This window comes from Streptomyces sp. NPDC058274, from assembly GCF_042881375.1.
Taxonomy (GTDB): domain Bacteria; phylum Actinomycetota; class Actinomycetes; order Streptomycetales; family Streptomycetaceae; genus Streptomyces.
In genome coordinates this window covers 364,495-377,883 of sequence record NZ_JBHVXW010000005.1, presented here as the reverse complement: position 1 = coordinate 377,883, position 13,389 = coordinate 364,495, and the positions used below count along the sequence as shown (strand labels likewise).

Genomic DNA, 13,389 nt, shown 5'->3' with positions numbered 1-13,389 from the left:
GGAGCGACAGCCGCAACGCACAAGGGGGCGGGGCACCATGGCGGAGCCGGAGTTCACGGCCACGGGCGTGCAGATCGGAAAAAGGCTGCGCTCGCTCACCCGGGCCGGACAGGTCCGGATCAGCGATGGCAGGCTGGAGTTGCTCACCAGTTACGGCAGCGAGATCGACAGCGCGCCGGTCCAGGCGGTGCGTGCGTCGAAGCCCTGGTTCGCCCATGACGACCAGGCGTCGGCCGACGTCAACGGCACCCGTTATCTGCTCACCCTCGGAGAGCACGACCCCGCGCCGGGAAAGCCGGGGCCGCCCTCGGCGCGCCGGTTCATCGAGGCGGTGGACAAGGCGGCGGGCCGCACCGGCTGAATGCGCCGCGAGTTGCAGGACCGCACCCCCTGAGTCACGCTGTTCTCACATCACTCTGGGTTTACCGGCGATAACGCTGCGAACCAGCCCGCCGGCCACTACAGCAGGCGGTCGTTTCACGCAGCCACCCGCTGGATCCGATCTCCGTCTTCTTCCGGACCTCAATTCGGGGAGTCGCAGCCGTGATCAGCCAGCCAAGCAGGCATTGCACGGTGGAGCTCCAAGCCCTGCCGTCGCGGATCGGCCAGGTCCGCAGAATCGTATCTGCGCAGTTGCGCTACTGGCATCTGGACCCCTTGATAGACCGGGCAGCGCTCGGTGTGACCGAACTCCTGACCAACGTTCACCGGCACGCCGAGCCCGACAAGACGTGCACCGTGGAGATCGAGCTCCTGCTCGACCGGCTCACGGTCTCGGTGCACGACAACGACCCGCGTCTGCCCGTGGTGGAGAAGGCGGAACCCTTCGCCACCTGCGGACGCGGCCTGGCCATGGTCGCCGCGATGAGCGAGAGCTGGGGCGTGCGGCCGAACGGAGAGTCGGGCAAGGTCGTGTGGTTCACCCTTCCGGCGTCCTCCGCGGCACTCGCTCCGCCGACCCGTCCGCCCTACGGCACCTCCCGCGAGGCACCCGCCCGCAGGTTCGGGGCCGATGGGCGCAGGCCCGAACACGCTCCCGCCCGGTCCGCCGTTGTCGGCTGACCGGGCGGTGACCTCCGCCGCATGCGGACGGGTCAGTCGGTGGCGATGGCGCGCAGCACGTCCAGGCGTGCCGCCCGCCGGGCCGGGCGCAGCCCCGCGAGTGCGCCGGCCGCGAGTCCCACCAGCACCACTACAAGGAGCTGTACGGGCGGTACCGCGAAGGCGAAGGCGCTGTCGGAAACGCCGTCCGAAGCCTTCACCAGGACCCAGCCGAGGAAGCCGCCGAGCACGAGCCCGCCCGTCGTGCCGAAGGCGGCGACCAGGACCGACTCCCAGCGGACCATGGCGCGCAGCTGCGCCCTGGTCTGCCCGACGGCCCGCAGCAGGCCGAGTTCACGGGTGCGCTCGTGCAGGGCGAGGGTCAGGGTGTTGGCGATGCCGAGGAGCGCGATGAGCACCGCGAGCGCGAGCAGCGCGTAGACCAGGGTCAGCATCATGTCGATGCCGGCGGCCGAGGACTGCGCGTACTCGTCGCGGGTCTGCACCTCGGGATTGCCGTAGGCCGCCGCCACCTTCCGCACCGCCTCCTTGCCCTCGGCCGCACTCACGCCGTCCTTGAAGGAGACGGCGATCAGGGTGTCAGAGTCCTGGGTGCGATGCGGCGCCCAGACGGCGCGAGTGATGACGTAGTCCCCGGCGAGTTCCGACTGACCGTAGACCGCGCGGACGGTGAAGGTCTCCTTCTTGCCGTCGGTGAAGGCGAGCCGCGCTTTGTCGCCGGTCGTCAGGCCCTGCTTGTCGGCCTCCTTCGGGGTGATGGCGATGCCGTCGGTGCCGAGGGAGTCCATCGAGCCGCGCACCTGGCCGAGGTCGAAGGCCTTGGCGAGGCCGGCCGGGTCCGTGACGGTCAGCGCGCGTCCCCTGCCGTCGACTTCGGCGACTCCGCGGCCGAGGCCGACGGCGTTCTCGACGGTGGACTGGCGGGCGATCGCGGGGGCCAGCGCGGGGCTGAGTCCGCTGCCGCCCGCGCCGAACGACGGGGTGCTGACGGCGACGTCGCCCGCGAAGGACCGGGAGACCGTCTGGTCCATGGTGGCCTTCAGGGAGGCGCCGAACACCGTGAACAGCGAGACGACGGCGACTCCGATCATCAGCGCGCTCGCGGTGGCGGCGGTCCGCTTGGGGCTGCGCAGCGCGTTGCGCCGGGCGAGGCCCCCGGTGACACCGCGCAACCTGTCGAGCGGGACGCCGATGACCCGTACGGCCGTGCTCGACGCGACGGGTCCAAGGACCACGAAGGCGGCCAGGGCCAGGACCGCACCGATTCCGGCGAGCCACAGGGACGGCGAGGCCAGGACGCCGACGAGCGTCAGCCCGACGGCCAGGGCGGCGAGGCCGGAGCCGATGACGGCACGGGCGCGGGAGGCTCCGGACTGGTCGACTGCCGTCTCGCGCAGGGCGGCCAGCGGTGCGATGCGTCCGGCGCGTACGGCGGGCAGCAGCGCGGAGCCGAGGCAGACGAGGATGCCCACCGCGAGCGGCAGCGCCATGGACAGGGCGCTGATCACCAAGTTGCCGTCGGGGAAGGGGAATCCGATGGCCGGGAAGAGCGCCTGCAGTCCGGCGGCGACACCGATCCCGCCCGCCAGGCCCGCCGCCGAGGCCGCGACGGCGACGACGCTCGCCTCGGCCAGCGTAGCGACGGTGATCTGCCGGCGTGAGGCGCCGAGCGCGCGCAGCAGAGCGTTCTCGCGGGTGCGCTGGGCGACGACGATCGCGAAGGTGTTGTGGATCGAGAAGGTCGCGACGAGCAGCGCGATGCCGGAGAAGACGAGGAGGAAGGTGGTGAAGAGCGTCAGGAACTGGCTGGAGATCATGTCGGTGTTCTCCTGCGCCGACTCCTGGCCGGTGATCGCCTCAACTCCCTTGGGCAGTACGGATGCCAGCCGGTCGACGAGCTCCTGCTGACCGATGCCGGGCCCGGCCCGCACCTGGATGCTCGCGGCCTCGCCCGGCTTGGCGGTCAGGTACTTCTCGGCGTCGGCCCGCGTCATCCCGGTGAAGGTCACCTGGGCCATGCCGTCCTCGCCGCCGAAGGTCGCGAGGCCCACGATCGTCACCTTGACGGGGTCGGGCGTGCGCAGGGTCGTGGTGTCCCCGATCCTCAGGTCGCCCTTCTCCGCGGCACCCCGGTTGACGACCACTTCACCGCTCTTCGACGGAGCGCGGCCGTCGGCGAGGCGGTACGCGTTGAGCTCCGGGTCGTCGATCCAGTTGCCGGCGAGGGTGGGCGGGCCCTGGCCGCCGATCGGCTTGCCGTTCGCGCCGACGAGCTGCCCGGCGCCCTGGATGCTGGGCACGGCGGCCGCGACACCGGGCGTCTTCTCGATGGCCGTCACCAGATCCGTGGCCACCGGCTGCCGTACGCCCTGGCTCTCCCCGGGCGTGGTGATGGTGTCGGCGCTGCGCACGACGGCGCCGGTGCCGCCGGCCGCGTTGCCGAACATCGTGTCGAAGCCCGCGCGCAGGGTGTCGCCCATGACGAGCGTGCCCGCCAGGAAGGCGACACCGAGGAAGACCGCGAGGAACGTACCCGCGAAGCGCCGTTTGTGGGCGCGCAGGGACGCCACGCTGATGCGGACGGAGGCGTTCATGACGGTGCTCCCTTGCCCTGGGGGCCACCGGCGCCGGCCATGCGGTCGAGGTCGCGTCCGCGGTCCGCGCGGGCACCCGACTCGGCGCCGTCGAAGGCCTTCATACGGTCCAGGACCTTGTCCGCCGTCGGAGCCTCCATCCGGTCGACCAGGCGTCCGTCGGCGAGGAAGACCACCTCGTCGGCGTGTGCGGCCGCGACCGGGTCGTGCGTGACCATGACGACCGTGCGGTCCATCCGGCGCACCGCCCGGCCGAGCAGGTTCAGCACCTCCTCGCCGGAGCGCGAGTCGAGGTTGCCCGTCGGTTCGTCGGCGAAGACCACGTCCGGCCGGCCGGCGAACGCCCTTGCCACGGCGACGCGTTGCTGCTGGCCCCCGGAGAGTTCCGCCGGACGGTGGTACAGCCGGTCGCGCAGCCCGACGACGTCGATGAGCGCCTCGATCCACTCACGGGACGAGTCGTCGGCCCGGCCGCCGGCGAGGTCCCTCGGCAGTGTGATGTTCTCGGCGACGGTCAGTGTCGGGACCAGGTTGAAGGCCTGGAACACGAAGCCGATGCGGTCGCGGCGCAGCAGGGTGAGGCGGCGGTCGTCGAGCGTGCTCAGTTCGGTGCCGCCGATGTACGCGGCCCCGGAGCTGAGGGTGTCCAGGCCTGCCGCGCAGTGCATCAGGGTGGATTTGCCGGAGCCCGAGGGCCCCATGATCGCGGTGAAGCGTCCGGTGGGAAACCCGACGCTCACCCCGTCCAGGGCCCGCACGGCCGTGTCGCCGGAGCCGGACACCTTGACGGCGTCGGCGACCCGCGCGGCATGACGGGTGGCGGTCGCGGTGGTGCCGCCGAGTCCGGTGTTCACGCCGGTCCTCCCTTGCCCGTGCGCCCGAACTGCTCGTCCAGGACGGAGAGCCGCCGCCAGTACTCGTCCTCGTCGATCTCGCCGGAGGCGAAGCGCCGGCCGAGGACGGCGAGCGGCGAGTCGCCTGTGGGGCGGTTGTCGCCGTCCATGGCGCGCCACGGTCCGCGGCGGCCACGCCAGACGGTGCGGCGCAGCACCGTCACGACGCCGATCACGACGACCGCCCAGATCAGCGGGAAGAACAGGATCCACGGGCCGGGCCCGCCGTCCCAGTTCGCCAGGGTCTGCATCTCGACTCATCTCCTCGGTGCGTTTCCTTCGTGATGGGTCGAGCCTCGCTCCGGGAGGGGGTCCGGGTCGTCGTACGGCCAGCGGCAGTACGGGTACCTCCCCGGGAGTACGCGGGGCCTCCCCGGCTGCTCTCCGGCGCGCCGCCCCGCCTGCCTCGACGGCTGTACCTACTGGTATGTACAGTCGGATCATGAGCACGAGCACCGCGGACCGGCTGGTCGAGTCCACCCGCGAGCTGCTGTGGGAGCGCGGCTATGTGGGCACCAGCCCCAAGGCGATCCAGCGGCACGCGGGCGCCGGGCAGGGCAGCATGTACCACCACTTCACGGGCAAGCCCGAGCTGGCGCTGGCCGCGATCCGCCGGACCGCCGAGGAGCTGTGGGCTACTGCCGAGGGCGTACTGAACTCCCCCGGGACGCCGTACGAGCGCATCGCGGCCTATCTGCTGCGTGAGCGCGATGTGCTGCGCGGCTGTCCGGTCGGGCGGCTGACGATGGACCCGGACGTGATCGCGAGCGAGGAGCTGCGCGCCCCCGTCGACGAGATGCTCGACCGGCTGCGGGAGCGTCTGGCCGGAATAGTCGAAGAGGGCCAGGAACAAGGGCAGTTCGCGCCTTCGCTGGACGCGGAGGAGATCGCCGCGACCATCGTCGCGACCGTCCAGGGCGGCTATGTCCTGGCCCGCGCGTCCGGCTCACCCGCCGCCTTCGACACCGGGGTCCGCGGGCTGCTCGCGCTGCTCGCCCCGCTCCGCTGAGGGAGTTCACGCCATGCACGTGCGCATGCACATCACGAGGAAGCGTGCGGACACCGGGCGGGGGCCGGCCCAGCACGTCACGGGCGCGGCACGGATACCGGGTGGGGACCAGACGAGCACTTCACGGGCGCGGTACGGCTTTACGAGCCGGCCGCTCCCGCCCCACCTGCCCTCCCGGAGGCAACGATGCAGGCCATGCAGTACGAGCTGACCTTCCCCGCGGACTACGACATGGACATCATCCGCGGCCGGGTGTCCCGGATCGGACACCTCCTCGACCACTGGGACGGGCTCGGCTTCAAGACGTATCTGATGCGTGAGCGCGGAGTCGACGGCTCGCCGGTCAACCAGTACGGGCCCTTCTACCTGTGGAACACCTCCGAAGGCATGAACTCCTTTCTCTGGGGCGGCGGTTTCCAGGGGATCGTCAACGACTTCGGCCGGCCCCCGGTGCTGAACTGGACGGGCCTCTCGTACGAGGAGGGAGGGGCCGCCGGTCACCGGGCCAGGGTCGCGGTGCGCCGGCGGCAGTCCGTCGCCGAGGGAGCGCAGCTGTCCGAGGTGATGGAGGAAGCGGTGCACGAGACCGAGGTGCTCGCCGCGGCGGACGGCGCGGTCTGCGCGGCCGCCGCGGTCGACACGCACAACTGGGAGCTGGTGCACTTCTCGCTCTGGGACCATGACGCGCCGGAGGCGCCGGGCGAGGTGTTCCAGGTGCTGCACATGTCGCAGCCAGGGCGCGACCGGCTGCCGCGGGGGCGGCAGTGGTGAGCACGGTCCGCACGGTCCTGGGGGACATACCCCCCGACCGCCTGGGGGTGTGCGACGCGCACGACCACGTCTTCTTCAGCAGTCCCCGGCTGCCCGGGGAGGAACTGTGCGACGCGGCGGCGGCGCGGGCCGAGCTGGCCGCGTTCCGGGAGCAGGGCGGCAGCGGCGTGGTGCAGTGGACGCCGTACGGGCTGGGCCGGCGGGTCGCGGATCTGCCGCTGCTCTCCCGTGACACCGGGGTGCACATCGTCGCCGCGACCGGGCTGCATCAAGCGGCGCACTACTCGCCGGAGTTGCTCACCGAGCTGCGCGGCAGGCTGGCCGAGGTGTTCGTCTCCGAACTGACGCGGGGTGTCGGCACGTCGGGCGTCAGGGCGGGTCTGATCAAGGTCGCCGGCGGGTTCCACGCCCTCGACGCGCATGCCCGCTGGACGATGACCGCGGCGGCCGAGGCCCACCACGCCACCGGTGCCCCCATCGCCGTCCACCTGGAGCTGGGCACGGGCGCGCTCGACGTACTCGACCTGCTGTGCGGCGAGTCGGGGGTCCCGCCGCACCGCGTCATCCTCGGCCACCTCAACCGCTCACCGGACGCGGTGGTGCAGCGCCAGGCCGCCGAGTCGGGCGCCTACCTCGCCTTCGACGGCCCCTCGCGCGCGAACCACGCCACGGACTGGCGGATGCCGGACGGCGTGCGGGCCCTCGCCGACGCCGGTTTCGGCCATCGGCTGCTCCTGGGAGGTGACACGACGACCGCGGCGGCCCGCTCGGTCAACGGCGGCCCGGGGATGCCGTATCTGCTGCGCCGGATCAGGCCCCGGCTCGAACTCGCCCTGGGGAAGCCCCTGGTGGACCGGATCCTCACCGAGAATCCTGGGCGGGCCTTCTCGGTGGAGTGGGCCTAGGCCTCGGCGAGTGCCGTCAGCGGGTCGTCGAGCACCGGCTGCCACGCCAGCTCGGCCGCTCCGACCAGGCTGTTGTGGTCCAGCGTGCAGGCGAGGATCGGGACGCCGCCGCTCTGTCCCCACAGGCTGCGGTCGGCGACGACGGCGCGGAGGCGGTCCGGGTCGGCGTCGAGCAGGGTGCGGTGCAGCCCGCCGAGGATGATGCGGTCGGGGTTGAGGATGTTGACCAGCCCGGCGAGGCCGAGGCCGAGCCGGTCGATGAGGGCCTCGGTGGCCGTGCGGACGGCCGGGTCCGCGTACTGGCCGCCGATCAGGTCGTTGGCCTGCTGGAGCAGCGACACCTCGGGCCCCGGGGCGAGACCGGCCGCGTCGAGGAACGCCAGTGGGTCCGCCTCGACGTCCAGGCAGCCCCGGCTGCCGCAGTGGCACGGGCGGCCCTCGGGGTTGACGGTGAGGTGGCCGACTTCGAGCGCGAGGCCCGAACTGCCCGTGTGCAGGCGCCCGTCGAGCACCAGCGCACCGCCCACGCCACGGTGCCCGGTGGCCACGCAGAGCAGATCACGGGCGCCTCGGCCGGCGCCGTGGCGGTGCTCGGCGAGCGCGGCGAGGTTGACGTCGTTGGCCGCGAAGGCCGGCCGGCGGATCCCGGCGGCCCGTACGCGCTCGGCGAAGATCTCCCGGACGGGCGCGCCGGCGGGCCAGGCGAGGTGGAGCGGGTTGAGGGCCAGGCCCTCGGGTTCGGCGACCGCCGAGGGCACGGCGAGTCCGGCGCCCACGCAACGCCGTCCGGTCGCCGCGAGCAGTTCGGCTCCGGCCTCGACCACCGAGCCGAGCACCTTCGCCGGGTCGGCGTCGACCGTCTCGCAGCCGGGCGCGGTCGCGACGATACGGCCGCCGAGCCCGACCAGCGCCGCGCGGAACCCGTCGGCGTGCACCTGCGCGGCCAGCACGACGGGACCGTCCTCGGCGACCTCCAGCCGGTGCGAGGGGCGCCCCTGGGAGCCCGCGGCCGCGCCGGGCCGCGCGTCCACCCGGATCAGCCCGAGTGCCTCCAGCTCCGCGGCGACCGCACCGGCCGTCGCCCGGGTGACCCCCAGCTCGGCGGTGAGCACGGCCCGGGTCGGCGCACGTCCCGTGTGCACGAGCTCCAGGGCGGGGCCGAGCGCACCACGCCCCCGGTCCAGCCGCGTCCGGGTGTTCCCTTCCCCCGCCGACCGGGGGCCCGCCTTGCCGTTCATGAGGGCGAGTCTCCCATGATCCGGTCGGCGGGCGGTCCGTCCGTGCCGTCTACAAGCCACTCACTCGCAGGGTGATGTTCAGCCTGCCGGTGAGCCCCAACTCGGGCGGCGCCGTGCCCGGGTGCACCCGCGGCACCCCGTGGTAGGCCGGGCGGGACGGCCCGCCGAACACGAACAGGTCCCCGCTGCGCAGCTCGACGTCCGTGTACGGGCGGCCCCGCGACTCGGTGTTCCCGAACCGGAAGACGCAGGTGTCGCCGAGGCTCAGCGACACCACCGGGGCGGGCGACTTCTCGTCGCTGTCGCGGTGCATGCCCATCCGGGCGCCGGCGTCGTAGAAGTTGATCAGTGCGATGTCGTACGCGTCGGCCGCGACGGCCTCGGGGCCGAGCGCGTCCGTCACCGCGCCGCGGCCGAGGTCGGCCAGCCAGCCGGGGAAGGGCTTCACCGGCGACCCGTCGCCGTCGACCACGGTGCGCGCGTACCCGTACGGATACCAGTGCCGGCCCAGGCAGACCTGGCGGGAGGTCATGGTGCCGCCGCCGGGTGTGCGGACCGTGCGCAGGCCGGCGGGCGGCCTGGACCAGGCGCGGCAGGCCTCCAGGAGCTGCCGCTGGGCCCCGGCGTCGAGCCAGTCCGGCACGTGGACCGCGCTCGGCGCGACCTCCGTCCGCTCGCGCGGAAACAGCTCGCTGTCCATGGCATCCATCATCACGCATCGGCCGACAGCCGCCCCGGGCGCTGCGGCTCGTCCGCACGCAGGCCACCGGGAGGGGCCCTGAGCTGCGGCTCGGCTAGCCTTGACCCACGATGAACGACCGTATGGCCACACCCTGGGGCGAGCACGCGCTGGCCCGTTTCCCCGAGGACCCCCGCGACCGGCTGCGCGCCTGGGACGCGTCCGACGCCTATCTGCTGCGGCACCTCGCGGCGAGCGACACTCCGCCGAACGGCACGGTCGTGGTGGTCGGCGACCGGTGGGGCTCCCTGGTCACGGCACTGTCGGCACACCGGCCGGTGCAGATCACCGACTCCTACCTGGCACGCGAGGCGACCCGGGCGAACCTGCGGCGCAACGGCGTGGAGGAGAGCGCCGTGCGTCTCCTCACCACCCAGGACCCGCCTCCCGAGCGGATCGACGTGCTGCTGGTGCGCGTCCCCAAGAGCCTCGCGCTGCTGGAGGACCAGCTGCACCGGCTCGCCCCCGCCGTGCACGAGGGGACGCTCGTCGTGGGCACCGGAATGGTCAAGGAGATCCACACCTCGACGCTGAGGCTGTTCGAGCGGATCATCGGCCCGACCCGCACCTCGCTCGCCGAGCAGAAGGCCCGGCTGATCTTCTGCACCCCGGACCCGGACCTCAAGCGGGGCACCAATCCGTGGCCGTACCGCTATGAACTCCCGGACGACATCGGCCCGTTGTCGGGCCGGACCGTCGTCAATCACGCGGGCGTCTTCTGCGCCGACCGTCTCGACATCGGCACCCGGTTCCTGCTCCGGCACATGCCGGACAGCCGGGACGCCGAGCGGATCGTGGACCTGGGATGCGGCAACGGAGTCGTCGGTACGGCGGCCGCGCTGGCCGCTCCCGGGGCCGAGGTGCTGTTCGTGGACGAGTCCTACCAGGCGGTGGCCTCCGCGGAGGCGACCTACGGGGCGAACGCGAAGGGCCGGGCGCGGTTTCTCGTCGGCGACGGCCTGAGCGGCGTACCGGAGTCGAGCGTCGACACCGTACTCAACAACCCGCCCTTCCATTCCCATCAGGCGACGACGGACGCCACCGCCTGGCGGATGTTCGCGGGAGCTCGGCGCGCCCTGCGCCCCGGCGGGGAACTGTGGGTGATCGGCAACCGGCACCTCGGCTACCACCTCAAGCTGCGCCGCCTCTTCGGCAACAGTGAACTGGTCGCGAGCGACGCGAAATTCGTGCTCCTCAAGGCCGTCAGGAAGTAGTCCCGCGCAGGGCGCGCGGGGAGGCCCCGGGTTCCCTGCGGCACGAGTTCTTCTTCGAGCGACTGGTGGAGAACGGCGGCGCCTGAGCACCGTGGCGCCGGTGGCGTCGACCGTGGGCGCCGGGGTGCCCACGCGGGCGGCGGCGTCCGGGACCGGCCGCCGGCCGCACCGGTTCAGCCCCGCAGGACGCCGATGAGACGAGCGACCGTCCGCACCATCGCCTCCCGTCCCACGCTGAGGTACTTGCGTGAGTCCACGGCCTCGGGGTGGGCGGCGAGGAACTCGCGGATGGCGCCCGTCATCGCGATGTTCAGCGCGGTACCGACGTTGACCTTGGCGATGCCGCCCGCGACGGCCGCCTTCAGTTCGTCGTCCGGCACTCCGGAGGAGCCGTGCAGGACGAGCGGCACGTCCAGGGCCGTGGTCAGACGCTTGAGCAGCTCGTGGTCGAGAGCGGCGGTACGGGTGGTCATCGCGTGCGAGCTGCCGATCGCGACGGCAAGACCGTCCACGCCCGAGTCGGCGACGAAGGCGCGGGCCTCGGCGGGATCGGTACGGGCACCGGGCGCGTGCGCGTCGAGCGCCGGTTCGCCCCCCTTCCCGCCGACCTGCCCCAACTCGGCCTCGATCCACAGGCCTTGGGCATGCGCCCAGTCGGCGGCCGAGCGGGTGGCGGCGAGATTCTCCTCGTACGGGAGCCGTGCCGCGTCGTACATCACGGAGCTGAACCCGGCCCCGGCCGCCTGCCGCAGCAGATCGTCGCTCTGGACGTGGTCGAGATGGAGCGCGACGGGCACCGCGGCACGCTCGGCGGCGGCGGCCGCGGCGCGGGCCAGCGGCAGCAGCCGTCCGTAGCGGAACTTCACCGCGTTCTCGCTGACTTGGAGGACGACGGCCGAGTGCACCGACTCCGCGCCGGCGATCACGGCCTCGACGTGCTCCAGGGTGATGATGTTGAACGCGGCCACGGCCGACCGTGCCTCGACGGCCGCGGCGACGAGCTCACCGGTTGCTGCGAGTGGCACAACTGCTCCTTTTCAGCGGGTGGTCGAGCCGGGTCAGTGAGCCGGTGTGCCGCTGAGGATCACCGAACGGGTGAGATGGCGCGGCTGGTCCGGGTTCAGCCCGCGGGCCGCTGCGACGGCGACCGCGAGCCGCTGGGCGCGGACGAGTTCGGCGAGCGGGTCGAGCGTGCCGGCCACCCACAACGCGCCGGTGGCCCGCACCTGTCCGGCCAGTCCCTCGGGCGCCTCGCCGAGCATCCAGGTGGCGGTGGAGCGGGTGGAGATGCTGATGGGCCCGTGCCGGTACTCCATCGCCGGATAGGCCTCGGTCCAGGCCAGCGAGGCCTCACGCATCTTGAGCCCGGCCTCGTTGGCCAGGCCGACGGTCCAGCCGCGGCCGAGGAAGGTGAACTGCGTGCAGTCGACGAGCCCTTCGGGCAGCGGGGTCTCCAGCGCGGTGCGCGCGTCGGCGACGACGGCGTCGGTGTGCAGGCCGAGGTGGGCGCGGAGCAGGGTGAGCGCGGTCGTCGCGAACCGGGTCTGCACGACGGACCGTTCGTCCGCGAAGCCGAGCACGACGATGTCGTCCGCCGACTCCATGACGGGGGTGTGCGGATCCGCGGTGACAGCAGTCGTGCGGGTACGCCCCCGGAGCCGGCCGAGCAGTTCGAGCACCTCGGTGGTGGTGCCCGAGCGGGTGAGGGCGACCACGCGGTCGTACGTGCGTCCGTGCGGGAACTCGGAGGCGGCGAAGGCGTCCGTCTCCCCCTGCCCGGACTGTTCGCGCAGCGCGGCGGCGGACTGCGCCATGAAGAGCGACGTACCGCACCCCACGATCGCGACCCGCTCCCCCGGCGCGGGCAGCGCGGCACCGTGCGCCGTGGCCTGCTCCGCGGCCCGGGCCCAGCACTCGGGCTGGCTGCTCAGCTCGTTCTCGACATGTGTCATGCGTACCCTTCCCGCCGATGCTTGTTCTTGCAAGATATCGCGAGCTTTCGAGCACAATCAAGCAAACTGCGGAAGTGTGCAGGTGCGCTAGGGTCGCGGAAGATCGAGGAACGGAGTGTGCGGATGTCGCGCGACGCCCGCTGGAAGGCGCTGCTGGAACTGCTCGTGGAGCGGGGCAGGCTGGATGTCGAGGAGGCCGCGACCGAACTGGCGGTGTCGGCCGCGACGATCCGGCGCGACTTCGACCAGCTCGCCGAGCAGCAGATGCTCGTCCGCACCCGCGGCGGAGCGGTCGTCCACGGCGTGTCGTACGAGCTGCCGCTGCGCTACAAGACCGCTCGCCACGCTTCCGAGAAGCAGCGCATCGCCAAGGCGGTGGCGGAGCTCATCGCGCCCGGCGAGGCGGTGGGCCTGACCGGCGGCACGACCACCACGGAGGTGGCCCGCGCCCTGGCCGTACGCCCCGACCTCGCGTCCGGCTCCCCCGCGCTGACCGTGGTGACGAACGCGCTCAACATCGCGAACGAGCTCGCCGTACGGCCCCAGTTCAAGATCGTGGTGACCGGCGGGGTGGCCCGTCCGCAGTCGTACGAGCTGATCGGCCCGCTCGCGGACGGGGTGCTGGGGCAGATCACCATCGATGTGGCCGTGCTCGGCGTCGTCGCCTTCGATGCCACGCACGGGGCTGCGGCGCACGACGAGGCGGAGGCCGCGATCAACCGCCTGCTCTGCGAGCGCGCCGAGCGCGTCATCGTGGCCGCCGACTCCAGCAAGCTGGGCCAGCGCGCGTTCGCCCGCATCTGCTCCGCCGAGTCGATCGGCACCCTCGTCACGGACGCGGCGGTCGACGAGGACACGGTGCGCCGCTTCGAGGAGGCGGGGGTGGAGGTCGTGGCGGTCTGAGCAGGGGCCGGCACGGGGACCCGGGTTACGGGACCTGCCCCCGGCCGGACACGGCACATCGCCGAACAACCCACCCGGCCGGGCCACCGCCGCCCCCAGCCCGCCGCAC

Annotated in this window: 14 protein-coding genes; 7 read left to right on the top strand and 7 right to left on the bottom strand. The window is 72.7% G+C overall.

Annotation, left to right across the window (positions count from 1 at the left end; translation table 11 throughout):
- Positions 1-37 precede the first annotated feature (37 nt).
- Positions 38-361, top strand: a complete 324-nt coding sequence (locus ACFVYF_RS13845) for a hypothetical protein (RefSeq protein ID WP_389455399.1) — start codon at positions 38-40, stop codon at positions 359-361.
- 182 nt (positions 362-543) lie between these two features.
- Complete coding sequence (locus ACFVYF_RS13840; RefSeq protein ID WP_389455397.1) at positions 544-1,062, top strand: ATP-binding protein; 519 nt, start codon at positions 544-546, stop codon at positions 1,060-1,062.
- Between the two features lie 32 nt (positions 1,063-1,094).
- On the opposite strand, the gene ACFVYF_RS13835 is transcribed toward ACFVYF_RS13840, so the two are convergent.
- Genes ACFVYF_RS13835 through ACFVYF_RS13825 form a run of 3 tightly spaced genes read right to left on the bottom strand, consistent with a single transcriptional unit; the run spans position 1,095 to position 4,800 of the window.
- The gene (locus ACFVYF_RS13835) at positions 1,095-3,656 is read right to left on the bottom strand and encodes an FtsX-like permease family protein (protein ID WP_389455395.1); all 2,562 of its coding nucleotides are present in this window, start codon (positions 3,654-3,656) and stop codon (positions 1,095-1,097) included.
- Positions 3,653-4,510 carry an ABC transporter ATP-binding protein gene (locus ACFVYF_RS13830; RefSeq protein WP_389455393.1) on the bottom strand — a complete coding sequence of 286 codons (858 nt, stop codon included), beginning with the start codon at positions 4,508-4,510 and terminating at the stop codon, positions 3,653-3,655. Before ACFVYF_RS13830 ends, ACFVYF_RS13835 begins: the two co-directional genes overlap by 4 nt.
- Positions 4,507-4,800 carry an SHOCT domain-containing protein gene (locus tag ACFVYF_RS13825; protein ID WP_389455391.1) on the bottom strand — a complete coding sequence of 98 codons (294 nt, stop codon included), beginning with the start codon at positions 4,798-4,800 and terminating at the stop codon, positions 4,507-4,509. Before ACFVYF_RS13825 ends, ACFVYF_RS13830 begins: the two co-directional genes overlap by 4 nt.
- A gap of 176 nt (positions 4,801-4,976) precedes the next feature.
- Between ACFVYF_RS13825 and ACFVYF_RS13820 the strand changes: the two genes are divergently transcribed.
- The 3 genes from ACFVYF_RS13820 to ACFVYF_RS13810 all read left to right on the top strand — a co-directional run bounded on the left by ACFVYF_RS13820 (position 4,977) and on the right by ACFVYF_RS13810 (position 7,234).
- Positions 4,977-5,558 carry a TetR/AcrR family transcriptional regulator gene (locus ACFVYF_RS13820; RefSeq protein WP_389455389.1) on the top strand — a complete coding sequence of 194 codons (582 nt, stop codon included), beginning with the start codon at positions 4,977-4,979 and terminating at the stop codon, positions 5,556-5,558.
- 186 nt (positions 5,559-5,744) lie between these two features.
- Positions 5,745-6,329: a DUF4865 family protein gene (locus ACFVYF_RS13815; RefSeq protein ID WP_389455387.1), complete on the top strand. Its 585-nt coding sequence runs from the start codon at positions 5,745-5,747 to the stop codon at positions 6,327-6,329.
- A complete protein-coding gene (locus ACFVYF_RS13810; protein WP_389455385.1) occupies positions 6,326-7,234 on the top strand; it encodes a phosphotriesterase in 909 nt (302 codons plus the stop codon). Before ACFVYF_RS13815 ends, ACFVYF_RS13810 begins: the two co-directional genes overlap by 4 nt.
- Here the strand turns inward: ACFVYF_RS13810 and ACFVYF_RS13805 are convergent.
- Together ACFVYF_RS13805 and ACFVYF_RS13800 are read right to left on the bottom strand one after the other, a co-directional pair.
- Positions 7,231-8,472, bottom strand: a complete 1,242-nt coding sequence (locus ACFVYF_RS13805; protein WP_389455383.1) for an ROK family protein — start codon at positions 8,470-8,472, stop codon at positions 7,231-7,233. The genes ACFVYF_RS13810 and ACFVYF_RS13805 overlap by 4 nt on opposite strands.
- 49 nt (positions 8,473-8,521) lie before the next feature.
- Entirely contained in the window at positions 8,522-9,172 is a 651-nt protein-coding gene (locus tag ACFVYF_RS13800) for an alpha-ketoglutarate-dependent dioxygenase AlkB family protein (protein ID WP_389455381.1), read from the bottom strand.
- 110 nt (positions 9,173-9,282) lie between these two features.
- Between ACFVYF_RS13800 and ACFVYF_RS13795 the strand changes: the two genes are divergently transcribed.
- Positions 9,283-10,425, top strand: coding sequence for a methyltransferase (locus tag ACFVYF_RS13795; protein WP_389455379.1), 1,143 nt, complete (start codon positions 9,283-9,285; stop codon positions 10,423-10,425).
- Positions 10,426-10,598: 173 nt separating this feature from the next.
- Here the strand turns inward: ACFVYF_RS13795 and ACFVYF_RS13790 are convergent, their stop codons facing one another.
- Positions 10,599-11,450, bottom strand: a complete 852-nt coding sequence (locus tag ACFVYF_RS13790; protein ID WP_389455377.1) for a ketose-bisphosphate aldolase — start codon at positions 11,448-11,450, stop codon at positions 10,599-10,601.
- A gap of 33 nt (positions 11,451-11,483) precedes the next feature.
- Positions 11,484-12,377: an SIS domain-containing protein gene (locus ACFVYF_RS13785; protein WP_389455375.1), complete on the bottom strand. Its 894-nt coding sequence runs from the start codon at positions 12,375-12,377 to the stop codon at positions 11,484-11,486.
- A 123-nt stretch (positions 12,378-12,500) separates the two neighbouring features.
- On the opposite strand from ACFVYF_RS13785, the gene ACFVYF_RS13780 reads away from it, so the two are divergent.
- Positions 12,501-13,280: a DeoR/GlpR family DNA-binding transcription regulator gene (locus ACFVYF_RS13780; protein ID WP_383275376.1), complete on the top strand. Its 780-nt coding sequence runs from the start codon at positions 12,501-12,503 to the stop codon at positions 13,278-13,280.
- Positions 13,281-13,389 lie beyond the last annotated feature (109 nt).

Coding starts and splice junctions, on each gene's coding strand:
- ACFVYF_RS13845 (WP_389455399.1), top strand. CDS start 38: ATGGCGGAGCCGGAGTTCACGGCCACGGGCGTGCAGATCGGAAAAAGG.
- ACFVYF_RS13835 (WP_389455395.1), bottom strand. CDS start 3,656: ATGAACGCCTCCGTCCGCATCAGCGTGGCGTCCCTGCGCGCCCACAAA.
- ACFVYF_RS13825 (WP_389455391.1), bottom strand. CDS start 4,800: ATGCAGACCCTGGCGAACTGGGACGGCGGGCCCGGCCCGTGGATCCTG.
- ACFVYF_RS13820 (WP_389455389.1), top strand. CDS start 4,977: ATGTACAGTCGGATCATGAGCACGAGCACCGCGGACCGGCTGGTCGAG.
- ACFVYF_RS13815 (WP_389455387.1), top strand. CDS start 5,745: ATGCAGGCCATGCAGTACGAGCTGACCTTCCCCGCGGACTACGACATG.
- ACFVYF_RS13805 (WP_389455383.1), bottom strand. CDS start 8,472: ATGAACGGCAAGGCGGGCCCCCGGTCGGCGGGGGAAGGGAACACCCGG.
- ACFVYF_RS13800 (WP_389455381.1), bottom strand. CDS start 9,172: ATGGACAGCGAGCTGTTTCCGCGCGAGCGGACGGAGGTCGCGCCGAGC.
- ACFVYF_RS13795 (WP_389455379.1), top strand. CDS start 9,283: ATGAACGACCGTATGGCCACACCCTGGGGCGAGCACGCGCTGGCCCGT.
- ACFVYF_RS13785 (WP_389455375.1), bottom strand. CDS start 12,377: ATGACACATGTCGAGAACGAGCTGAGCAGCCAGCCCGAGTGCTGGGCC.
- ACFVYF_RS13780 (WP_383275376.1), top strand. CDS start 12,501: ATGTCGCGCGACGCCCGCTGGAAGGCGCTGCTGGAACTGCTCGTGGAG.